The organism is Arthrobacter sp. SIMBA_036 (assembly GCF_046535135.1).
Taxonomy (GTDB): Bacteria; Actinomycetota; Actinomycetes; order Actinomycetales; family Micrococcaceae; genus Arthrobacter.
Map to the genome: position 1 here is coordinate 99,675 of NZ_JAWRXG010000011.1, position 19,672 is coordinate 119,346.

At 63.2% G+C, this 19,672-nt stretch carries 23 protein-coding genes; 9 read left to right on the forward strand and 14 right to left on the reverse strand.

What is annotated here, in order from left to right; all coding sequences use genetic code 11:
* Position 1: 1 nt before the first annotated feature.
* Complete coding sequence (locus SB659_RS15455) at positions 2 to 505, reverse strand: GNAT family N-acetyltransferase (RefSeq protein WP_284979871.1); 504 nt, start codon at positions 503 to 505, stop codon at positions 2 to 4.
* 148 nt (positions 506 to 653) lie between these two features.
* Between SB659_RS15455 and SB659_RS15460 the strand changes: the two genes are divergently transcribed.
* Positions 654 to 1,046 (forward strand): low affinity iron permease family protein, encoded by a 393-nt coding sequence (locus tag SB659_RS15460; protein ID WP_284979870.1) that lies wholly within the window; start codon positions 654 to 656, stop codon positions 1,044 to 1,046.
* Between the two features lie 36 nt (positions 1,047 to 1,082).
* Here SB659_RS15460 and SB659_RS15465 read toward each other — a convergent pair whose 3' ends face one another.
* Positions 1,083 to 1,961: an SDR family oxidoreductase gene (locus SB659_RS15465; RefSeq protein ID WP_410550975.1), complete on the reverse strand. Its 879-nt coding sequence runs from the start codon at positions 1,959 to 1,961 to the stop codon at positions 1,083 to 1,085.
* Positions 1,962 to 2,082: 121 nt separating this feature from the next.
* Here SB659_RS15465 and SB659_RS15470 point away from each other — a divergent pair, with 121 nt between their 5' ends.
* The 3 genes from SB659_RS15470 to SB659_RS15480 are packed head-to-tail and all read left to right on the forward strand — an operon-like array spanning position 2,083 to position 4,350.
* On the forward strand, positions 2,083 to 2,331 hold the full coding sequence (locus SB659_RS15470) for a hypothetical protein (RefSeq protein ID WP_284979868.1): 249 nt from the start codon (positions 2,083 to 2,085) through the stop codon (positions 2,329 to 2,331).
* A gap of 37 nt (positions 2,332 to 2,368) precedes the next feature.
* Positions 2,369 to 3,148, forward strand: a complete 780-nt coding sequence (locus tag SB659_RS15475; RefSeq protein ID WP_284979867.1) for a glycerophosphodiester phosphodiesterase — start codon at positions 2,369 to 2,371, stop codon at positions 3,146 to 3,148.
* Positions 3,149 to 3,207: 59 nt separating this feature from the next.
* Positions 3,208 to 4,350: a glycerate kinase gene (locus SB659_RS15480; protein WP_410550976.1), complete on the forward strand. Its 1,143-nt coding sequence runs from the start codon at positions 3,208 to 3,210 to the stop codon at positions 4,348 to 4,350.
* A gap of 3 nt (positions 4,351 to 4,353) precedes the next feature.
* Here the strand turns inward: SB659_RS15480 and SB659_RS15485 are convergent, their stop codons facing one another.
* Positions 4,354 to 4,596 (reverse strand): DUF2630 family protein, encoded by a 243-nt coding sequence (locus SB659_RS15485; protein WP_284979865.1) that lies wholly within the window; start codon positions 4,594 to 4,596, stop codon positions 4,354 to 4,356.
* 90 nt (positions 4,597 to 4,686) lie between these two features.
* On the opposite strand from SB659_RS15485, the gene SB659_RS15490 reads away from it, so the two are divergent.
* Positions 4,687 to 5,130 (forward strand): YdeI/OmpD-associated family protein, encoded by a 444-nt coding sequence (locus tag SB659_RS15490; protein ID WP_410550977.1) that lies wholly within the window; start codon positions 4,687 to 4,689, stop codon positions 5,128 to 5,130.
* Between the two features lie 5 nt (positions 5,131 to 5,135).
* Here SB659_RS15490 and SB659_RS15495 read toward each other — a convergent pair whose 3' ends face one another.
* From SB659_RS15495 to SB659_RS15510, 4 genes are all read right to left on the reverse strand, one after another.
* Entirely contained in the window at positions 5,136 to 5,879 is a 744-nt protein-coding gene (locus SB659_RS15495; protein ID WP_410550978.1) for an MBL fold metallo-hydrolase, read from the reverse strand.
* 6 nt (positions 5,880 to 5,885) lie between these two features.
* Positions 5,886 to 6,437 carry a dihydrofolate reductase family protein gene (locus SB659_RS15500; RefSeq protein WP_284979862.1) on the reverse strand — a complete coding sequence of 184 codons (552 nt, stop codon included), beginning with the start codon at positions 6,435 to 6,437 and terminating at the stop codon, positions 5,886 to 5,888.
* A 13-nt stretch (positions 6,438 to 6,450) separates the two neighbouring features.
* On the reverse strand, positions 6,451 to 6,777 hold the full coding sequence (locus tag SB659_RS15505; RefSeq protein WP_410550979.1) for a hypothetical protein: 327 nt from the start codon (positions 6,775 to 6,777) through the stop codon (positions 6,451 to 6,453).
* A gap of 139 nt (positions 6,778 to 6,916) precedes the next feature.
* Positions 6,917 to 7,495: a type 1 glutamine amidotransferase domain-containing protein gene (locus tag SB659_RS15510; RefSeq protein WP_410550980.1), complete on the reverse strand. Its 579-nt coding sequence runs from the start codon at positions 7,493 to 7,495 to the stop codon at positions 6,917 to 6,919.
* A gap of 230 nt (positions 7,496 to 7,725) precedes the next feature.
* Between SB659_RS15510 and SB659_RS15515 the strand changes: the two genes are divergently transcribed.
* A complete protein-coding gene (locus tag SB659_RS15515; RefSeq protein WP_284976876.1) occupies positions 7,726 to 8,757 on the forward strand; it encodes an aldo/keto reductase in 1,032 nt (343 codons plus the stop codon).
* 12 nt (positions 8,758 to 8,769) lie between these two features.
* Here the strand turns inward: SB659_RS15515 and SB659_RS15520 are convergent, their stop codons facing one another.
* Positions 8,770 to 10,125: a uracil-xanthine permease family protein gene (locus SB659_RS15520; RefSeq protein WP_410550981.1), complete on the reverse strand. Its 1,356-nt coding sequence runs from the start codon at positions 10,123 to 10,125 to the stop codon at positions 8,770 to 8,772.
* 237 nt (positions 10,126 to 10,362) lie between these two features.
* Here SB659_RS15520 and SB659_RS15525 point away from each other — a divergent pair, with 237 nt between their 5' ends.
* Positions 10,363 to 10,968 (forward strand): malonic semialdehyde reductase, encoded by a 606-nt coding sequence (locus SB659_RS15525; protein WP_410550982.1) that lies wholly within the window; start codon positions 10,363 to 10,365, stop codon positions 10,966 to 10,968.
* 101 nt (positions 10,969 to 11,069) lie between these two features.
* Here SB659_RS15525 and SB659_RS15530 read toward each other — a convergent pair whose 3' ends face one another.
* From SB659_RS15530 to SB659_RS15540, 3 genes are all read right to left on the reverse strand, one after another.
* Complete coding sequence (locus tag SB659_RS15530) at positions 11,070 to 12,554, reverse strand: MFS transporter (protein WP_284976873.1); 1,485 nt, start codon at positions 12,552 to 12,554, stop codon at positions 11,070 to 11,072.
* Positions 12,555 to 12,704: 150 nt separating this feature from the next.
* Entirely contained in the window at positions 12,705 to 13,556 is an 852-nt protein-coding gene (locus SB659_RS15535; RefSeq protein WP_410550983.1) for an SDR family oxidoreductase, read from the reverse strand.
* A 78-nt stretch (positions 13,557 to 13,634) separates the two neighbouring features.
* Positions 13,635 to 13,991: an LPXTG cell wall anchor domain-containing protein gene (locus SB659_RS15540; RefSeq protein ID WP_410550984.1), complete on the reverse strand. Its 357-nt coding sequence runs from the start codon at positions 13,989 to 13,991 to the stop codon at positions 13,635 to 13,637.
* A gap of 39 nt (positions 13,992 to 14,030) precedes the next feature.
* On the opposite strand from SB659_RS15540, the gene SB659_RS15545 reads away from it, so the two are divergent.
* Complete coding sequence (locus tag SB659_RS15545; RefSeq protein WP_410550985.1) at positions 14,031 to 14,669, forward strand: TetR family transcriptional regulator; 639 nt, start codon at positions 14,031 to 14,033, stop codon at positions 14,667 to 14,669.
* Here the strand turns inward: SB659_RS15545 and pgm are convergent.
* Together pgm and SB659_RS15555 are read right to left on the reverse strand one after the other, a co-directional pair.
* Positions 14,659 to 16,332, reverse strand: coding sequence for a phosphoglucomutase (alpha-D-glucose-1,6-bisphosphate-dependent) (gene pgm / locus SB659_RS15550; protein WP_410550986.1), 1,674 nt, complete (start codon positions 16,330 to 16,332; stop codon positions 14,659 to 14,661). The genes SB659_RS15545 and pgm overlap by 11 nt on opposite strands.
* Before the next feature lie 101 nt (positions 16,333 to 16,433).
* The gene (locus SB659_RS15555) at positions 16,434 to 17,189 is read right to left on the reverse strand and encodes an SDR family NAD(P)-dependent oxidoreductase (protein ID WP_410550987.1); all 756 of its coding nucleotides are present in this window, start codon (positions 17,187 to 17,189) and stop codon (positions 16,434 to 16,436) included.
* 216 nt (positions 17,190 to 17,405) lie between these two features.
* Between SB659_RS15555 and SB659_RS15560 the strand changes: the two genes are divergently transcribed.
* Positions 17,406 to 18,035 carry a DUF4190 domain-containing protein gene (locus SB659_RS15560; RefSeq protein WP_410550988.1) on the forward strand — a complete coding sequence of 210 codons (630 nt, stop codon included), beginning with the start codon at positions 17,406 to 17,408 and terminating at the stop codon, positions 18,033 to 18,035.
* 111 nt (positions 18,036 to 18,146) lie between these two features.
* Here the strand turns inward: SB659_RS15560 and SB659_RS15565 are convergent, their stop codons facing one another.
* Positions 18,147 to 19,646 (reverse strand): peptide MFS transporter, encoded by a 1,500-nt coding sequence (locus SB659_RS15565; protein WP_410551022.1) that lies wholly within the window; start codon positions 19,644 to 19,646, stop codon positions 18,147 to 18,149.
* Positions 19,647 to 19,672 lie beyond the last annotated feature (26 nt).

A 19,672-nucleotide genomic window follows, 5' to 3' on the forward strand; every position in this document is an offset into this window, starting at 1 on the left:
CCTAGTGCAGGAGTACCTGGTACAGCTTGTGGTCTTGCCATTTTCCCGCAATGTGGAGGTACCGTGGCGCCATCCCGATTTGCTGGAAGCCCGCCTTCAGCAGTACCCGCTGCGAGCTGATGTTATGCAAGAGGGTGCCCGCCTCGATGCGGTGTAGCCCGAGTTCCTCGCGGGCCGCCTCTACTATGACCCTGACCGCAGCTGACGCCAGTCCGCGCCCCGCGTAAGCGCTATCCATCCAGTAGCCAAGACTCGCGCTTTGGAAGGGACCGCGCACTATTCCCACTAGGTTGAATCGGCCCACCAGGGCGTCGCCCGCGAACAAGCCCAATGAATAACCCGCTCCGGCTTCTCCCGCAGCCAGTCGGGCGGCAATGTCGGCAGCCTGCCAGGCTTCTGAGTAGAACTCTTCCGGGCGAACCGGTTCCCAGTGGGCAAGGTACTCCCTGTTCCGCAGATAGGCGGCGGCAAGCGCTGCCGCATCGCTTGGGCGCAATAGGCGCATGGAGACATCTTCAGAAAGCTGACACGGCTCGAACACCAGTCAACAGTAATGCTTACGATCCTCATTTTCCGTCCGAACAACTCCTGAGGCGGACTGGTCAGCACTATTCTGAGCTGAAGTGAGCGACTGGATTTCCTAAGGAGCTAGCGTGCCAAAGAAAAAAGACCGTGCCGATATCTTTACCCGTTTCACCACCAAGGTGGCCTCGGTTCTTGGACATGCGTGGGTTTTTGCGATCGCCGTCGCCGTCCTGATTCTCTGGGGCTTTTCCGGACCGCTGCTTGGATTCTCTGATACCTGGCAACTCATCATCAATACCAGTACCACGATCATCACGTTCTTGATGGTGTTCATCATTCAGAACACCCAGAACCGCGACAGCGAAGCGTTGCACGTCAAACTGGACGCGATCATGTTAGAGCTGCAGGTCAGTAACACCAAGCTTTACAACGCTGAGCACGAGGGCGAGAAGGAGTTGGAACGTCAACGCCAGCGCGTGAAAGAAGAAGGCGAATCGCGTTCCGGTTCCGGGCGGTCGTAGTACCGGCCTGACGTTGATCCCTCCCAGAGGCACGGGTCACGGATGCCGGACACCCTCCCCGGCCAGCAGGGCTCGGTACCCCTCAACGTAGGTGGGGTAGGTGAACTCGAAGCCGGTCGAGCGGACGCGTTTGTTCGAGCAGCGTTTGTCGCCCGGGCCAACACCCGGGCCGCCGTCGGACGCGCCGTCCGCGGACGCCGTCGGGGGTTCGGGGCATCCCATCTCCGCGGCAAGGAATCGCAGCACCTCGCCCATTTCTGCCGCATGATCGTCCACCCCCACGTACACCGTTTCAGGCACCGCTTCCATAGTGGTGAGGTGCACGATCAGGGCCGCGGCATCGTCCCTGTGGATGCGGTTGGTGTGCCGGGGCTGGGCCGGGATGACGGCTTGGCCGCTGCGAACCTGGTCTATGAGGCGGGTGCGGCCGGGTCCGTAAATACCCCCGAGCCTGAGGGAGATCGGCTGCGTTCCGGTGCCCTGCGTCCGGGCGAACAGCAGGTCCTCGGCTTCCACGAGAACCTGTCCGCTGAATCGTGTTGGCTCCGTGGGCGTCGATTCGTCCACCACCGCGCCACCGGAGTCCTTGTACACGGCAGTAGAGGAGACGAACAAAATGCTCCGGGGTTCCACGCCGGCCTGTTCGATGGCGTCCATAACGTTCCTCACGCCGTCGAGGTATGCCGCCCGGTAGGCCGCCTCGGTTGAGGCGTCGGCGGCGACGGACACTACAACAATGTCCACATCCGCGGGAAGGTCCGGCACGCTCACCGAGAGGTCCGCGTAAACGCCACGAATTTCCGGGGGTAGCTTCTCCGGTGACCGTCGCAAGCCAACTACGTCATGGCCGGCAGCAGCGAATCGCAGCCCGGCTTCGGTTCCAAGGTCGCCGCATCCGGCGATCAACACAGTCATGACCCCAGTGTGTCAGGACCGGGCTGTCACCGTGTTCCCAGCCTCCATACAACCGCCGTTCATGTGGCACCCGTAGGCTTCCAGCCACACCCGTTTGATTGTTGAATGTGTAGGGGAAATCATGGCCAAGCGCAGGATTAACGACTTCACGACGACGCCGGTGCGGCGCATCGAACCGGATCACCACTGGCTTTCGTTACGGCAGGGGGACCGTGTCAGCGTGACCCTCACTCCCGGTTACGAATCAGCTGGCGTTGTGGACGCCATCACGGGTGACGCCACGGCGGTCTGGGTAGAGCTCGACGGCGGTCGCGGCCGAACGTTGGTGCACATCAGCGACGGCGTGGAGATCGTACCGCAGGAGTCCTGACGGTCCGGGATGTGGGCTGGTCGGCTACGCTACGGGTGTGACGCTGCCCTATTTCCTCCGCAAAGACGGCTCGGTGGGCCCACTGGCCTTGGCACACCGGGGCTTCTCCCAGGACGGCCTCGAGAATTCAATGTCGGCTTTCCGGGCAGCAAAAGACCTCGGAACAGTCCACCTGGAAACTGACGTGCACGCCACCGCGGACGGCATCTTGGTGGTATTCCACGATCCATCCCTGGACCGCGTCACGGATTCGGCCGGGCGGATCGCGGAGTTGACCGCAGCTGACGTGGCAAAGGCGAGAATCGGCGGCGTCGAACATGTCCCCACATTCGATGAACTGGTGACCAGGCTGCCGGATGCCAGGCTGAACCTGGACGTCAAAGCCTGGAACGCAGTTGGCCCCATGGCTGCGGCCATTGAAAAACACGGGATCCATGAGCGTGTCTTGGTCACGAGTTTCTCGGATCGGCGACGCCGGGCAGTCCTCAGGCGGCTGTCCCGTCGGGTGGCGTCGTCGGCTGGGAGCACTTCGACCGCGCTCTTCGTCCTCCTTGGTTCCGTACTTCCGCCACCTTTGATGACCAAGTTGCTTGCCGGCGTCGACGCTTTTCAGGTGCCTGTCCGGTACGGACGGTTTCGGGTGGTCACGCCGGGGTTCATTCGGCGAGCCCACCGGGCGGGATTGCAGGTGCATGTGTGGACCGTCAATGACCCTGCCGAGATGGAGCGACTTCTGGATCTTGGCGTGGATGGCATCGTGTCCGACAGGCTGGACCTGCTCAAGGAGGTCCTCGTACGCCGCCATGCGTGGGCCTGATTGCCCCCACCCGGCGGGGGTGTGGCTAGCCTGTCCGTCGTGGCTGGCAAGATGGGTCCATGCGTATCCTCATCGCCCCGGACAAGTTCAAGGGATCCCTGACCGCGGCTGAGGCCGCCTCAGCCATGGCCGAAGGCGCCCTCCGCGTCTACCCCGATGCTGTGACCACCCAATTTCCCGTGGCCGACGGCGGTGAAGGTACGCTCGACGCCGCCATCGCCGCAGGGTACGAGGAGCGGAACAACGCCGTGGTGGGACCGATCCTCAAACCGGTGGGTGCATCTTGGGCCATTCGCAAGGACGCCTTCGGCGGAGCGACGGCTGTGATCGAAACGGCGCAGGCGTCCGGCCTGGCGCACATGGAGCCAACCGCGGAGAACTCGCTCCGGGCACATAGTTACGGTTGCGGCCAGCTCATTGCAGCCGCGTTGGACGCGGGAGCCACGGAGATCGTGTTGGGTCTGGGCGGGTCCGCGATGTCCGACGCCGGCAGCGGCGCCCTCCGCGCGCTGGGGCTCAAACCCCTTGACGCAGCCGGGAATGTGGTGCCCTTGGGCGGAGGCTCCCTTGCCGACGTCGTCACCTTGGATGTTTCCGCGCTGGACCCGCGGCTGTCCAGCGTGAAGTTCCGCATCGCCGTGGACGTGCAAAACCCGCTGTACGGCGTGGACGGTGCCGCGCATGTGTTCGGCCCCCAAAAGGGTGCGGATACGGACGCCGTGGAGAAGCTCGACGCCGGCCTCCGCAACTGGGCATCACTCCTTCGGGAAGCGACTGGCCGTGACGTGAATGTTCCCGGAGCCGGAGCGGCAGGTGGTTTCCCGGCGTCGTTCCTGGCATTCACTGACGCAGCGCTGGAAGGCGGCTTCGCGCTGGTGGCGGGCTTGACCGGACTGGCGCAGCACTTGGGCGATGCCGACCTGGTAATCACCGGCGAGGGTTCCATGGACGAGCAATCGCTCACGGGCAAGGCCCCCATCGCGCTCGCCGATGCTGCAAGCCTGCATGGGATCCCCGTGGTGGCCGTCGCTGGCCGCATTACCGTGACCCCCGAGGACCTGGCCCGGCACGGCATCGTGGCCGCGGCCCAGTTGCTTGACGTCGCTCAGCGGAAAGACGGCGTTCCGGACGTGTCCGACGCCGTGGCTAACGCCGCCAAATACTTGGCGTGGGCCACGAGCCAGGTACTGGAGGGGGCTTAGCGGCTACTGCCGGTAGCCCTCAACTTCGCTGACGGGCCGTGGCTCTGCTTCATCGGGATTTTCGCCGGCGTCCCTCTTTGCCCGGCGTTGGCGGAGCAGGTCCCAGCACTGGTCGAGCTGGGCTTCCAGCTGGGCGAGGCGGGAGCTGTTGTCACCGCCGTCGTCGTCGGAACCTGCCGTGTCGCGAAGGCGGTGCTCCTCTTCGACGAGTGACTGGATGCGCTCCAGAAGGTCTTGGTTGTCCATGATCTGTCTCCTTGCTGGGTGGGGCGTTATGTTCGAAGGTAGCCCAGCAGTAGAGGTGCGTCTACTGGCCAGCGGCGGCATACTAGGGTCATGAAATTCACCACCACCATCGTTGGCGATGGCAACAAGGCAGGCATCGAGATCCCTTCCCACGTGGTTGATGGGCTGGGGGCGGGAAAGCGGCCGCCGGTGGTGGTGACTATCAACGGACAGAGCTATCGCAGCAGCATCGCCGTGATGGGCGGCAAGTACATGGTGGGCGTGAGTTCCGCCAACCGCGAGCTGACCGGCGCCGAAGCGGGCCACACAGTGGAGGTCGGGCTTGAGGTGGATACAGAGCCGAGGGTGATTGAGGTGCCGGACGATCTCGCTGCTGCGCTGGATGCAGAACCGGACGCGAAGGCTTTCTATGGAACGCTCAATTACAGCAGCCAGCGCCGGTACGTCGAACCGATCGGTGACGCCAAGACCGAGGAGACCCGCGCGCGGCGGATCGCCAAAGTTGTCGCAGACCTCAAAGCGGGCAAAAAGTAGCGCGATTATGCGGGGCCGTTGGCCTTCGCGATGGCAACGGCCTCCTCAATGCCCCTGGCCCAAGGCTCGCCATGCCCCGGTAGCACCAAGCCTGCTTTCGTGGCGGCGAGTTGCTTCAGGGATGCGAGGTTCAAGGCGCTATCGGCCGTGGCGGCCCCAGCCACGATTCGGGGACCGGTCCGCATGGTGTACGGGTCCATCGTCACCAAAGCGTCCCCGCTGAAAAGTATGCTGCGCTCACGGAGGAACAACCCGCAGTGTCCGCTGGTGTGACCAGGGGAGAAGACGACTTCGGGACTTCCCGGGACCGGCAGTTCGCCGGTGCCTGGGAAATAACTCAGATCGTCAACGCCCTTGACGTTCAGTGCGCCGGCCCTGGTCATGCTGGCCATGACAGGAAGGCCTTTGGGGTGGGTGAGGGCAAAGACGAAGCGCGAGCGTTCGTGCCGGTAGCGGTACGGGTGCTTGGCGATGAAGGAGTCCTCGGTGTGAACCCACACCGGAACGTTCAGTGATTCGTGCAGTCTCCGGGCGAGGCCAAGGTGATCGAAGTGTGCGTGCGTAAGGACCAGTGCCCGGATGTCACGGAGGGTGTGGCCTACGGCCCGGAGCGATTTCTCCAGGGGAAGCCACATGGAGGGAAGGCCCGAATCGATGAGGGTGAGGCCGTCGTCGCCCTCAATGATGTAGAAGTTCACGTAGGCATCGGAAAAGCGGTAAACACCATCGGCGACCTCGGTCATTGCCATGGCTGCTCAGTCCTTCCGCACGCTGTACGTGGTGACCACGTTGCCTTTGCTCGTTGCGAGCTGGTCCTCCAGGACCAGCCGGTTCAGGGGATCGCCGTCCTCGAAAAGGCGCCGTCCGCTGCCGGCAATCACTGGATGTGTCATCAGCGTCAATTCGTCAAGGACGCCGGCGAACAGGAGTTGGCGTACCAGGGAGATGCTGCCGCACACTGCGATCTCGCCGCCGTCGCGGGTTTTCAGCTCGCTGACGAACTGTTCGACGTCGCCTTTGATCAGGTGCGAGTTTTCCCATTCGAGGGGCTCGGTGAGCGTCCGGGAGGCGACGAACTTTTCCACCGGATTGATGAAGGCCGCGAAGCCTTCGTCTTGGGACGCGGTGGGCCAGTATCCTGCCCATTCCTCGTAGCTGACCCGGCCCAGGACCACCGTGTCCACGGTGTTGATCATCTTGGTCAGGCCTTTGCCCAACTCTTCGTCGAAGCTGTCGAACTGGAAGTTGAATGGGTCCTGCACCACGCCATCAACGGAGTGGAACAATCCGGCGGTCACTTTGCGCATCAATGCCTCCTGTTTATGCGGCTTGGCTTGTTACCTGGAGTCTACGTGCCGGCAGTGCGGTGACCGTCTGGTGCTCCGGGGTGAACCGGACCGGGACCTCGTGGAGCTCAGCATAGATCGTCAGTTGGTCCAGGGCATCCGGGTCCACTGTCGCTTCGGAAAGATCCATCTCCACTCCGAGGCCGCCGCCCAGGCTCTTGGTGCGCTGAACTACCGGGTAGAGCCCCTGCAGGCTCGACGCCGTGACGCGTCCTGTTGCTGCGATCTGGATCTGTTCGCCGTCAACGTCGACACGAACAACTACGGAGAGTTTGTCGCTGGCCAATTTAGTGCCTTTCATCGGTGCTGCCACGCTGCAGCTTCCCCAGCCTAGGGATGGAATGTGACCTGCGCAACATGCGTGGCGAGTGCCGCCGTAGTACCTCTTGTGAAAGTACGACGGCGGCACTCGCCGGGGGTTAGGGTGTGGGCTGAGACCGCTATGCGGTCTGGCCAGCGTGCTGGCCTTCAGAGATTTCCTCGACCAGCTTGGCGTTGAAGGCCGGAAGGTCGTCCGGGTTCCGGCTGGTGACCAGTCCCTGGTCGACGACGACTTCCTCATCCGTCCAGTTGGCGCCAGCGTTCTTTAGGTCCGTCTGGAGCGTGTGGTACGAGGTGACGTTGCGGCCTTTGATCACGCCGGTCTCGATCAAGAGCCACGGTCCGTGGCAGATCGACGCGACAGGCTTGTGCTGCTCGAAGAAAGTCCGTGCGAAGGTCTGGGCATCCTTGTCCACGCGGAGGTGGTCGGAGTTGACCACGCCGCCTGGGATGACCAGTGCGTCGAAGTCTGAGGCGTTGGCGTCCGCTACTGCGAGGGTTGCGTCGAAGGTGTCACCCGGTTCTGTGCCGTTATAACCCTGGACCTTGCCTGTGGACGGGGCTACGAGGGTGGGCTCTCCGCCGGCATCCTTCACGGCTTGCCATGGACTGGTGAGCTCCACTTGCTCTACGCCGTCCGTCAGTAGGAATGCGACCTTCTTTCCCGCGATATTGCCGGTGATGTTGTGCTCTGACATAGTTCCTCCTCGTTGCGGTGACCTTTTTGGGGGCGTACCGCTGCTGTGAGAGTTGTTTGTCTGACCTGTTCCAGCGTAGGGAAGTCCGCTTTAGTAAGCAAGCTGACCAATTTCCGGTAAGAGCGGAAGGTAGGACTCCCAAACCTAGGAAAAACAGGGATACGTAAGGCCGCTGACAATGCCGAGCAACCTGTGTAGCGTCCCATAGGTACCCAGACCTAAGGAGCAACATGCACTTCCGCACATTGGGCAACAGTGGCGCAGTAGTTTCAACGTACGCGCTGGGAACCATGACGTTTGGAGCCGAGGCAACCGAGGAAACGTCCCACGCCATCCTGGACGCCTACGTTGCCAGCGGTGGTAACTTCATCGACACAGCGGACGTCTATTCCGCTGGCGTATCGGAGGAAATCATCGGGCGTTGGCTCGCCCGTCGGCCAGATGCGAAAGACCGTTTGGTGCTGGCCACCAAAGGCCGTTTCCCGATGGGTGAAACGCCCAACGACGTCGGCACATCGCGCAAGCACCTGACGCGGGCGCTGGATGATTCCCTTCGCCGCCTGGGTGTGGAGCAGATCGATCTGTACCAAATGCACGCTTGGGACCCCATCACGCCGTTGGAAGAAACACTCCGTTTCCTGCACGACGCCGTCAGTGCCGGCAAGATCGCTTACTACGGATTCTCCAACTTCCTGGGCTGGCAGTTGACCAAGGCGGTTCACGTTGCCAAGGCTCACGGCTGGAGTGCCCCGGTCACCCTGCAACCCCAGTACAACCTGCTGGTCCGTGAGATTGAGTCCGAGATTGTCCCTGCTTCCTTGGACGCGAACATTGGGCTGCTGCCCTGGTCGCCCTTGGGCGGAGGGTGGCTCTCCGGCAAGTACAAGCGCGACGAGGCTCCCGTGGGCGCCACCCGGCTCGGTGAGAATCCGAGCCGAGGCATGGAAGCATGGCAGGCGCGCAACGAGGATCCCCGCACATGGGACGTCATCGAAACCGTGGAGAAAATTGCCGAGGACCACGGTGTCAGCGCATCGCAGGTGTCACTGGCTTGGCTGGCGGACCGGCCAGCAGTCACCTCGGTCATCCTGGGTGCCCGGAACCTTGAGCAACTGGCTGACAACCTCGCTGCTGCCGACCTGGAACTGACCCCGGAGGAAACCGAGCGGCTAACCGTTGCTAGCGAACCGCGCGTCGGCGTTTACCCGTACGGCCCCATGGCCATTCAGCAGCGGAGCCGCAAGATGGAAGGCGGCCGGTAAGCGCCTGAGGGGTTATCTCCCCGTTTTTCCGCCCCGCCGTGCCGCAGCGTTCATTGCCGACTTCACCGCAGGCGACAGCCCCGCCGTCTCGGTTTCGGGTTCAGCGACGGTCCCGCGCCAGCGGGCCAGGCCTTTCATGCCGTGGTAGATCACCAGGGCGGCGGCTGAGCCAAGTGCGATCCCGGTGAACTTCAGATCGCCAATGGTCCACGTGTAATCAGCGATGCCGATGATGAGGGCAACAGCGGCGGTGGTCAGGTTGATGGGGTTGGAGAAGTTGACCTTGTTCTGCACCCAGATCTTCACGCCGAGCACACCGATCATGCCGTACAGCATGGTGGCGGCGCCGCCAAGGACGCCCGCCGGGACCGTCGCGATCAGTTCACCGAATTTCGGCGAGAAGCTCAGCAAAATGGCGAAGATACCCGCCACCCAGTAGGCCGCCGTCGAATAGACCTTGGTGGCGGCCATGACCCCGATGTTCTCGGCGTACGTCGTGGTGCCGGAACCGCCGCCCAACCCGGCAAGGACCGTGGCGGCGCCGTCGGCCATCAGCGCGCGGCCGGAGACGGCGTCGAGGTTCTGGCCCGTCATGGCAGCTACCGACTTCACGTGCCCCACGTTTTCAGCCACCAGTACCAGCACGACGGGCACGAACAGGCCGACGACGCCGATGTGGAACTCGGGCGTCTGGAAGTGCGGCAGCCCGATCCATGCGGCGGCGTCCATCTTGCCGTAGGAGACTTCGCCGCGCATCATCGCCACGAAATACCCCACCACAACGCCCACCAGGATGCTCAGCCGTCCCAGGATTCCGCGGAACAAAACAGAAACCAGGATGATCGTGACCAGCGTGGCTAGCGCGGTCACGGGCGCGAGGTCGAAGTTGTTCTTGGCGGCCGGGGCCAGGTTGAGGCCGATCAGCGCCACGATCGCGCCGGTAACGATCGGCGGCATGAGCCGGTTGATCCATTCGGCGCCAAATTTCTGGACGATCGCACCAATGAGCGCCAGTACGACGCCTGCGAGCACCACGCCGCCCAGGGCGCCGGCAACGCCGTACTGCTGCTGGGACGCCATGATCGGGGCGATGAACGCGAAGCTCGAACCCAAGTAGCTGGGAATGCGGCCCTTGGTGATCACCAGGAACAGCAGCGTGCCGATGCCTGAGAAAAACAGCGTGGTGGCCGGTGGCATGCCTGTGATGATGGGGACCAGGAACGTCGCGCCGAACATTGCGACCACGTGCTGCATGCCGATGCCGATGGTCAGTGGCCATGCCAGCCGCTCGTCGGGAGCCACCACCTGTCCGGGGCGGATGGACTTGCCGTTGCCGTGGAGCTTCCATTTGGTGCCGAGCATGCTCATGGCAGGCCTTCCTCAGAAGAGTGTTGGGATTCGGTGCAACAATACCGGCAATGCGGGGCCCGCTCTACACGCCTCGAGGGTTGGTGAGCCTGCAGAACGGGCCTCACAACGAGAATGGGGACTGTGCCCAACATCACTGGCCGCCACGGGAAGAGGACAGCGCGCCGTCAGGTTGCAACCATGGAAAGCAGACGTGCCCGGCTGATTCAGGGTCAGGGCCCATGGAAAGGTTCACGCATGACGATCGCCCACGAAGAAGCAGTCATTGACGCCGCAGCAGTCGACGCCATTTTCGCCGAAGCCCGCACCGCCAACAGTTTCGCCGGTGAGGTCACCGACGAGCAGGCCCGCGCCATCTACGAGCTCACCAAGTTCGGCCCCACCGCCTTCAACTCCCAGCCGCTCCGCGTGACCTACGTCCGCTCTGCGGAGGCCCGCGCCAAGCTGGTTGACGCGCTCGCCCGCGGAAACCAGGCCAAGACCGCCTCAGCTCCGCTGGTCGCGATCTTGTCTTACGACACCAACTGGCACGGACAGTGGGACAAGTTCCTCCCCGGATACGGCGCACCCAAGGCCATGTACGACGCCGATCCCGCCGTTGCTGCCTCCACCGGCAACAACAACGCCCACCTGCAGGCAGGGTATTTCATCCTGGCCGTCCGCTCGCTCGGTTTTGCGGCCGGCCCGATGACCGGCGCTGATTTCGCCGCGATCGACGCCGAATTCTTCCCCGCCGGTGACCAGAAGAGCTTCCTCGTGGTCAACATCGGCCAGCCCGGCCCAGACGCGTGGGGCGAGGCCAAGCCCAAGTTCGCTTACGACGACGTGGTCCGCACTGTCTAAGCTTCGACACCGAAAACGCCCGCCCGGAAAATCCGGGCGGGCGTTTTTTGCGTCCTTGGACATGCACTGGACATGCGCTGGCCGTGGCCTTGGCCGGTAGCTCAGCGCTTGGCGTGTTCCAGTTCGTCGAAGTCATCCACTCCAGCGGCTTCCGCGTCCCGTCGGCGTTGCCGCCGGGATGGAACCACCAGCGCTGCCACCAGCGCCACGACGCCGACGCCGGCACACGCCCAGAATCCTACGGTGAACGCATGGTCGGTTGGCGCGCCCTGGGCTGCGACATTGGACGAGATGAGGGCTGCGATCACAGCCGTGCCAATGCTGCTGCCGATGGTACGCAGCACCGTGTTGGCGCTGATCGCTTCTCCGGTTTGCGTGGCGGGTACGCTTTCCACGATCGCGTTCGACGTCGCCGCCAAGGCCATTCCGATGCCTATGCCGGTGAGGATTCCGGACAGCACGATCTGCCATTCTTCCCCGTGCCCGAGGGCCGGGATGACGAACGCGACGGTGACTGACACCGCGCCAAGAATCATAGGAATCTTGGGCCCCACTTTACGGATCAAAGCACCGGCGATCACCCCGGAAATGACCATGGCGATGACGGTGGGCAGCAGGTAGAGTCCGGCCTCGCTGACGCTCTTGCCAAAGCCGTAACCCAGGACTGTAGGCAACTGAAGGATGGTGGGGACCAGCACGAACGTGCCGAACATCGCGAAGCCGAATGCCAGGGCCACAATATGAGCGGTCCACACGCCCCGGTGGCGGAAGAGCCGTACATCGATCAGCGGTTCAGCGACGCGCAGTTCCACCACTACGAACCCAATGAGCGCAACGCCGCCCCCGATGAGCAGGCTGACGGTCTTGCCGTCGCCCCATCCCCATGCCTGGCCCTCGCTGATGGCGAGTAACACCGCAACCAAACCCACGGAGACGATCGCTGTGCCGAGCCAGTCAAGCTTCCCAGGCGTCCTGACGGGTGACTCGGGCATGCCGAAGATCGCGCCTAGCAGCGCGATGACAACAAGGCCCGCTGGGAGCCAAAACAGCCAATGCCAGGACAGGGATTCAACGATCGGACCCGCTGCGACGATTCCGACGCCGGCTCCGATGCCGAAGATGGCGGACAGCAGCCCGATGGTCACACTGACGCGTTCCTTCGGGAGTTCATCGCGGACGATCCCGATGGAGAGCGGCATCACGGCACCGGCTGCGCCTTGAAGAACGCGCCCGACGATCAGTACGGTCAGGTTCGGAGCGAGGGCTGCGATGACTGCGCCTGCCAAGAGTAGGACGAGGACAACGATCAGGACCTTGCGCTTGCCCACCATGTCACCCAGGCGCCCCAGGATCGGCGTCAGCACAGAAGCGGATAGCAGGTAGGCAGTGAGCACCCAGCTTGCATCGCTGGTGGCAACACCCAGGTCTTTCCCGATGGTGCCGAGTGCGGGCGCCACCAGCGACTGGAGCACTGCGAAGGACAGGCCGCCAAGGGAGAGGTAGGTGATGATGCCAGCACCGCGCGGGCGTTGCCCTTCTCGGCCGGGCAGGGGACCGGGCACGGGGCCTTCAGCTGTGATGGACATGGCGCTCCTCGGCATGTAAACGATTGATTACTTAGAGGATATGATGTGTCATCACGCTAAGTCAACACACGTTTACTACTGCGGGCGGGATTGGGGATCTGGGCGTTCGGAGTGGGGAATGCCGGTTTGCGCGTCCAGCTGCTGCTGCGCCTAGCGCGGATTTGTGGTGAGGTACTCCTCGAGGTTCATCGGTGCGTTACCGGTGATGGTTTCGATGTCTTGGCTGACGGGGGCCATGATGTTGCTGGCGATAGCTGTGTAGGTGCTGACCCAGGCTTCGAGTTGCCAGTCCGGTGCCCCGTAGCCGGCACGGGAGCCGTAGGCCTCATCGAGGGTTTCGTTGTGGAAGGTGATGTGGCGGCCGCGGATGCGGCTGATGGTGGCGGCCACCTCATCCAGCGTGAGGGCTTCAGGGCCGGTGAGGTTGTATGTTTGGGCGGCATGGTCCCCGGGGTTTGCAAGGATTGCAGCTGCTGTGCGGGCCACGTCGGCGCGGGCGACAAAGGAGGCGCGTCCGTCCTTTGCCGGGCCGCGGATAACGCCGTCTTCGCCGACCAGGGCTTCCATGAAGTCCAGGTAAAAGCCGTCACGAAGGAACGTCCATTTCATTCCTGAGGCTTTGATGTATTCCTCGGTGACGTAGTGGTCCCGTGCGAGGGTAAAGGTGGCGTCCGGGGCTGCGGCTGCGAAGGATGTGTAAAAGACGTGCTTGACACCCGCAGACGCGGCGGCGTCAACGAAGGTGCGGTGCTGGTCCAGGCGTTCCGGGCTTTCGTGCGCGGAAACCATAAAAAGGGTTTCAACGCCGCGCAATGCCGTAATCGCGGCGTCCTGGTCTGAGTAGCTGAACCGGTGGATTGTGCTTTCGGATAAGGACGGTGCTTTCGCTGGGGTGCGGACGAGCAACCGCTGGGCGATCCCGCGCTCGGCCGAGTAATGGGCGACAAAGGCGCCGAGCACGCCTGTGGCACCTGTAACGGCGAGGGTAGGAGTGACTTTCATGCGAGTTCTCTGTCGAGGTTAGATGTGAAGAAAAGGGCGATGATGCTAATGCTTCACCGCCCCTTGGCTGCCGTGCAACTATCCGAGGGTGGTGCCTTTCATCTCCGGAGTCTTGGCCATGTTCTTGAAGACGAAGATCAGCAGGAGCGCTCCCAGCAAGAGCAGGAGGCCAACGATCAACATAGCGATCTGGGAGGATCCCGTCGCATCAAGCAGCCATCCGGTCAGGTATGGTCCGACGAGGCCGGAAGTGGCGCCGATGGTGTTGACCCCCGCACGAGCGAGTGGTCCGACCACATGCCAGAGGCGCTCACCTGAGCGGTCGTCATGACGAGCCCAGAAGAACTTTGCAACAGCACCGACTGCGAAGGGGGTCCCGGAGACCAGGCCTGTTTGGAAGTCATTGCGGGGCGAGCCTGATGGCAACCAAGTCAACACACGTTTACTAGTGCCAGCCGCGGCTACAGTAGGGGAGTGACAAACGAGCCAACGCTGCCCCCGGCCGCCTCACTGGATGAAGAACTTGTCCGTTCAGGGCGGGACGCGGACATAACGCGCAGGGCGCTGGTGCGTGCTGCTCGACGACGGTTTGCCACCGAGGGTTACCGGGCCACCACGGTGCGGCACATCGCAGCGGACGTCGGTGTCAACGTAGCCCTGATCAGCCGCTACTTTGGCTCGAAAGAGGGCCTCTTTGAGGCCTGCATGAACCGCACCTTTGATGAGTTGGATCCGCGGACCCGGCCTGCCGGCGTCGACGAGGTCATTGCCAGGCTCATCAGCCACGTTGCAGAAGCCCCCAACCCGGACGACCCGCTGCAGCTCCTGCTCCTGCTGCGCTCGTCCGGCGATGAGAGCGCTGATGCGATCCGCCGCAAGACCTTGGAGGCTTACACGGAGAAGCTCGCCGAGGCGGCAGGATGGAGTGCGGACGATCCCGCCTCGCAACCGCTGCTTCTCCGTGCCCAAATGGCGATCGCCACGATGCTTGGACTCGTGATGCTTCGCACGTCCACGGAGGTGCAACCGCTCACCACCGCGTCGGCAGCGGAGCTTGCCGAACCCCTCGAGCAAGTCCTACGGGCGCTGCTGGACGGCGTTGCTAAGCAATAACCCCATCCACCAGCGCCTTGGCCTCCTGCTGGACCTGGGCGAGGTGCTCGGCGCCCTTGAAGGACTCGGCGTAAATCTTGTACACGTCCTCGGTGCCGGAGGGGCGGGCTGCGAACCAGGCATTTTCGGTGACAACCTTCAGGCCGCCAATTGACGCGCCGTTGCCAGGGGCCTCAGTGAGCTTGGCTGTGATTTCCTCGCCAGCCAGCGACGTGGCGGATACATCCGATGCCGAGAGCTTGCCCAGCTTGGATTTCTGCTCCCGGGTGGCGGCGGCGTCGATCCGGGCGTAAACGGGTGCACCGAACTTATCCGTGAGCCCCTTGTACAACTGGGATGGAGACGAGCCGGTGACTGCGGTGATCTCCGAGGCCAGCAGGGCCAGCAAGATGCCGTCCTTGTCCGTGGTCCACACAGAGCCGTCCAGCTTGTTGAAGGATGCGCCGGCCGATTCCTCGCCGCCGAATGCGCCTTCACCGGAGAGCAGACCGGGGACGAACCACTTGAAGCCAACCGGAACCTCAACCAGTTTCCGGCCCAAGCCGCCTGCAACGCGGTCGATGATCGAGGACGAAACCAACGTCTTGCCCACTACTGATTCCGGGTTCCAACCGCTGCGGTTCCGGTACAGGTAATCGATGGCGACGGCGAGGTAGTGGTTCGGGTTCATGAGCCCGCCCACTCCATCAACAAGAGGCGTGACGATGCCGTGCCGGTCGGCGTCGGCGTCGTTACCTGTCGCGATGTCATAGGGCGCCGTACCGTCGGCGCCGGGCGTCATGCGCTGGATCAGGGACGCCATGGCCGACGGCGACGAGCAGTCCATGCGGATTTTCTCGTCCCAGTCGAGTGTCATGAACGCCCACTGGGGATCGACGGTGGGGTTCACAACCGTCAGGTTGAGCTGGTGGCGCTCGCCGATCTCGCCCCAGTAGTCCACCGAAGCGCCGCCCATGGGGTCGGCGCCGATGCGGACACCGGCGTTGCGAATGGCGTTGAGGTTCAGCACGGAAGGCAGATCGTCAACGTAGCTGCTGAGGAAGTCGAACTTCCCGGTCGTCTCCGCTGCCAAAGCATCATTTAGGGGCATGCGCTTGACGCCGCGAAGCCCGTTCTCGAGTAGCTGGTTGGCGCGATCGGCAATCCAGCCCGTGGCGTCAGTGTCTGCCGGGCCGCCGTGCGGAGGGTTGTACTTGAAACCTCCGTCGCCGGGCGGGTTGTGGCTGGGGGTGACCACAATGCCGTCGGCCTGGGGGCTGCCGGGTGCGGCTTCGCGGTTGTACTTGAGGATCGCGTGGCTCAGTGCTGGCGTGGGCGTGTAGGCGTGCCGGGCATCAACGAGCACGTTCACACCGTTGGCCGCCAGCACTTCCAAGGCGGAGTTCTGGGCCGGCTCGCTAAGGGCGTGCGTATCGCGGCCAATGAAGAGTGGTCCCGTAATGCCCTGGCGCCCACGATACTCAACGATCGCCTGAGTAATGGCGAGGATATGGGCCTCATTGAACGAGGACTTCAAGCTGGATCCACGGTGGCCCGAGGTTCCAAATGCCACACGCTGCGCGGGATCGTCCAAGTCCGGAGCAACGTCGAAGTACGCGTCCAGCAGGGCTGTGATGTCAACAAGGTCCTGGGGAAGGGCAACTGTGCCCGCTCGGCTAGCCATGGGGTCCAGCATGCCAGACCATCACGCCCGCATACAGGAAATGACCCTGAAACGCGCCCTGTGACGCATAATTGCGGCCACAGGGCGAGGTTCCGGTCAGGCTAGACAGCCGTGTAGCCGCCGTCGACCAACACGTAGGAGCCGGTCATGAAGCTGGCTTTGTCCGAGAGCAGGAACGTGGTGAGGTTGGCAACTTCCTCCGGGCGTCCCAGGCGGCCCAGCGGGTGCTTGGCCTCGAGGCCGGAAACGACCTCCTTGGGCGCGCTCGCCAGCAAGGGGGTGTCAATGTAGCCGGGGCCTACAGCGTTGATGCGGAGGCCCTGCGCGCCGTATTCGGCCGCGGCGTTCTTGGTCATGCCAACCACGCCGTGCTTGGCAGCTGTGTACGCGGCGTTTCCGGGAGCAGCAACGGTGCCGTGAATGGAGGCCATGTTCACGATGGCGCCTTCGGAGGCGCCTGCGTCAAGGATGGCAGGGATTTGGTAGCGCATGCCATAAAGGACGCCACTCAAATTGATGGCGATAACCCTGTCCCAGTCGGCGATGTCGAGTTCGCCAACAGGAGCGTTGGCGCCGCCGATGCCGGCATTGTTGACGGCGTAGTTGAGGCCGCCGTAGGTCTCGACGGCGAAGTCGACGGCACGCTTACTGTCATCGGCAACGGCTGTGTTGCCCTGGAATGGAACCGCGGTACCGCCGTCGGCCTTGATCTCATCGGCAACGCGCGTTGCGGCGTCGAGGTTCAGGTCGACGACGACGACGTTGACGCCGTTCTTCGCGAGGTCCTTGCTGATGGCTTCCCCGAGGCCGGAGCCTCCGCCGGTCACGAGTGCGGTTTTTCCTTGGAAGTTAGCCATGATTTCTCCTCCGCGGGACGGGTCCCGCTAATTCTCGTAGTGGGCGCTGCTTAAGTCGCCGGTAAGTACAACCGGTCCCGGCCACTGGATATTCCATGCATATGCATTTATTTACGCATTCTGGACAAGCGTGACGCGGCCAGATCGCCCGTCGTCTTATGCGCGGGACCACGCGGCGGTAGTGTTGGCAACAAAGACCACAACAGGGGGACACTCATGTCAGACCAACCGTTCAAAGGCAACGAAGACAAACCCGAGGGTAACCAGCCGCCGCGCTATGTTCCGCCGGCCCAGCCCGGCGCCCCGGAACAAGGCGCAACGGGCCACGGCGCAACGGAACAGGGGGCAACCGGACCGCAGTTCAACCAAGCGCCCCACTCCCAGCCCCAGCAGCCTGCTGGCCAAGGCACCTACACGCCCGGCGATTACAGCCAGCAGCCACCGTCCCCGTACGGCCAGCCGCCCAGCCCGTACCAGCAGCCGTTCGGACAGAACAGCCCGTATGGACAGCCAAACCAATATGGCCAAAACACCCCTTATGGCGAGGTGAGCCAGGCAAGTCCGTACGGCCAGCCGTCGTACTACGGCATGCCTTCACAGCCTAAGGTGTTGAGCATTGCCAGCATGTGCTGCGGCATCGCCATCTTTGTTGGCTTCGGATTCTTCATCCTGCCGCAGATCGCCGCCGTCGTCCTTGGCCACTTGGCGCTCAAGCGCGAGCCGGCCGGCAGGGGCATGGCGATAGCGGGCCTGGTGATGGGCTACCTCGGGCTGGCGCTGACGGTGATCCTCGGCATCGTCTTCTTCGCCGCAATCGCCTCGTCGACCAGCCGGTACAACTACTAACCAATAACTCAACAAAACGGACGACGGCGGCCCTCGCCTCCGGTGGGATTCCCACCGGCCACGAGGGCCGCCGTCGTCGTTAAAAGTGCTGTCCGCGGTTGGCGGCAGGAACTACCGGACCCCGCCCATGAGCTTTTTGATCGCCGGCGAAGCAGCGGCCAAAGCGATAGCCAGGACCACGGCCACGCCACCGATTCCGAGGAAGTACGGGAGCTCATCCTTGGGGTTGTAGAGGCCCGCGAGAATGCCCGCCAGCGTGGTCCCGAGCGAGACCGAAAGGAAGAACAGCGCCACCATCTGGGTGTGGAACGCCGCCGGGGCGAGCTTGGTGCTCACGGACAATCCGATGGGGGAGAGGAAGAGCTCGGCCAAGGTGAAGAGGAACAGGATCCCAACCAGCGCAAGCAGGGGTGTCTTGCCGTCGCCGGCCAGCGGGATAAAGGCCAGGAATGCCAGGCCCATAATGAGCAGGCCGGCCGAGAACTTCAGCGGGGAACTCGGTTGCCGTGAACCCAACTTTGTCCACAAGGCTGCCATCACGCCGGCAAAAATGATGATGAAGACAGGGTTGATGGACTGGACCCAGGCCGCCGGCATCTCCCAACCGAACAGGTTCCGGTCCAGCTTCTCCTCCGAATACACGGCAATGAACGTGAACTGCTGCTGGAACAGGGCCCAAAACGCGGCAGAAGCCACATACAGCGGAATGAAGGCCAGCACGCGCTTGCGCTCCACGGCGTTGACCAAGGGGCTGCGGAAGATCAGGACCAGGTAGATGACTGAGGCCCCAATGGCGGCGTAGGCCATGCTCCGTGCGAGGTTGTTGGCGTTGACCACGCCTGTACCGAGCAGCACGCCGATGACGATCAGGATGCCAAGGAAGATCAGGCCATACTTGGTGCGGTCAGCGGCGGGGAGCGGGTTGGGGACGCGGTGCGCTTCGGCAGGGAGGCGCTTGCGTCCCAACGAGTAGATGACCAAGCCGATGGCCATGCCCACGGCCGCGGCGCCGAAGCCGAGGTGGAAACCGTAGCTTGCCTGCAGCCAGCCGGTCACCAGCGGGCCAATGAGCCCGCCGATGTTGATGCCCATGTAGAAGATGGAGAAACCTGCATCGCGGCGCTCATCCTTCTCGCCGTACAGGCTGCCCACCAGCGCCGTCGCGTTGGCTTTCAGCCCACCCGAGCCGATGCCGACCAGCACCAGGCCGGCCACCAGGCCCGGAATGCCCGGAATGAGGGCCAAAGCGATGTGGCCGCACATGATCATGATCGCCGCGCCGAAAAGGACCTTCTCGGAACCGAAGAGCCTATCGGCCAACCACGCGCCAAGGATGGTGGAGAGGTAGACGCCCCCGCCGTATGCACCGACCAATCCGGCCGCGAGACCCTTGTCGATGGACAGGCCGCCTTGCTCGGCGGTGAAGTACATGTAATAGAGCAGGATTCCCTGCATGCCGTAGAAGGAGAAGCGCTCCCACATTTCCACGGAGAAGAGGCTGGCCAGCATCTTTGGGTGGCCGAAGAATGACGTATCGCTCGATGGCTCCGCGGACGTGGCCGTGGTTAGACGTGTGCTCATTTCTTCAATGCTGGCATCGACTGCGGGCATTGTCACATCGATGAATGCTTGGGGCA

Bases quoted from the DNA above. Each gene is read 5' to 3' on its own strand.
- SB659_RS15510 (WP_410550980.1), bottom strand. From the start codon at position 7,495: ATGTCAGAGCACAACATCACCGGCAATATCGCGGGAAAGAAGGTCGCA.
- SB659_RS15455 (WP_284979871.1), bottom strand. From the start codon at position 505: ATGCGCCTATTGCGCCCAAGCGATGCGGCAGCGCTTGCCGCCGCCTAT.
- SB659_RS15465 (WP_410550975.1), bottom strand. From the start codon at position 1,961: ATGACTGTGTTGATCGCCGGATGCGGCGACCTTGGAACCGAAGCCGGG.
- SB659_RS15535 (WP_410550983.1), bottom strand. From the start codon at position 13,556: ATGAAAGTCACTCCTACCCTCGCCGTTACAGGTGCCACAGGCGTGCTC.
- SB659_RS15555 (WP_410550987.1), bottom strand. From the start codon at position 17,189: ATGGCTAACTTCCAAGGAAAAACCGCACTCGTGACCGGCGGAGGCTCC.
- SB659_RS15505 (WP_410550979.1), bottom strand. From the start codon at position 6,777: ATGAAAGGCACTAAATTGGCCAGCGACAAACTCTCCGTAGTTGTTCGT.
- SB659_RS15490 (WP_410550977.1), top strand. From the start codon at position 4,687: ATGAAATTCACCACCACCATCGTTGGCGATGGCAACAAGGCAGGCATC.
- SB659_RS15530 (WP_284976873.1), bottom strand. From the start codon at position 12,554: ATGTCCATCACAGCTGAAGGCCCCGTGCCCGGTCCCCTGCCCGGCCGA.
- SB659_RS15515 (WP_284976876.1), top strand. From the start codon at position 7,726: ATGCACTTCCGCACATTGGGCAACAGTGGCGCAGTAGTTTCAACGTAC.
- pgm (WP_410550986.1), bottom strand. From the start codon at position 16,332: ATGGCTAGCCGAGCGGGCACAGTTGCCCTTCCCCAGGACCTTGTTGAC.
- SB659_RS15470 (WP_284979868.1), top strand. From the start codon at position 2,083: ATGGCCAAGCGCAGGATTAACGACTTCACGACGACGCCGGTGCGGCGC.
- SB659_RS15495 (WP_410550978.1), bottom strand. From the start codon at position 5,879: ATGGCAATGACCGAGGTCGCCGATGGTGTTTACCGCTTTTCCGATGCC.
- SB659_RS15480 (WP_410550976.1), top strand. From the start codon at position 3,208: ATGCGTATCCTCATCGCCCCGGACAAGTTCAAGGGATCCCTGACCGCG.
- SB659_RS15500 (WP_284979862.1), bottom strand. From the start codon at position 6,437: ATGCGCAAAGTGACCGCCGGATTGTTCCACTCCGTTGATGGCGTGGTG.
- SB659_RS15560 (WP_410550988.1), top strand. From the start codon at position 17,406: ATGTCAGACCAACCGTTCAAAGGCAACGAAGACAAACCCGAGGGTAAC.
- SB659_RS15565 (WP_410551022.1), bottom strand. From the start codon at position 19,646: ATGCCCGCAGTCGATGCCAGCATTGAAGAAATGAGCACACGTCTAACC.
- SB659_RS15520 (WP_410550981.1), bottom strand. From the start codon at position 10,125: ATGAGCATGCTCGGCACCAAATGGAAGCTCCACGGCAACGGCAAGTCC.
- SB659_RS15525 (WP_410550982.1), top strand. From the start codon at position 10,363: ATGACGATCGCCCACGAAGAAGCAGTCATTGACGCCGCAGCAGTCGAC.
- SB659_RS15485 (WP_284979865.1), bottom strand. From the start codon at position 4,596: ATGGACAACCAAGACCTTCTGGAGCGCATCCAGTCACTCGTCGAAGAG.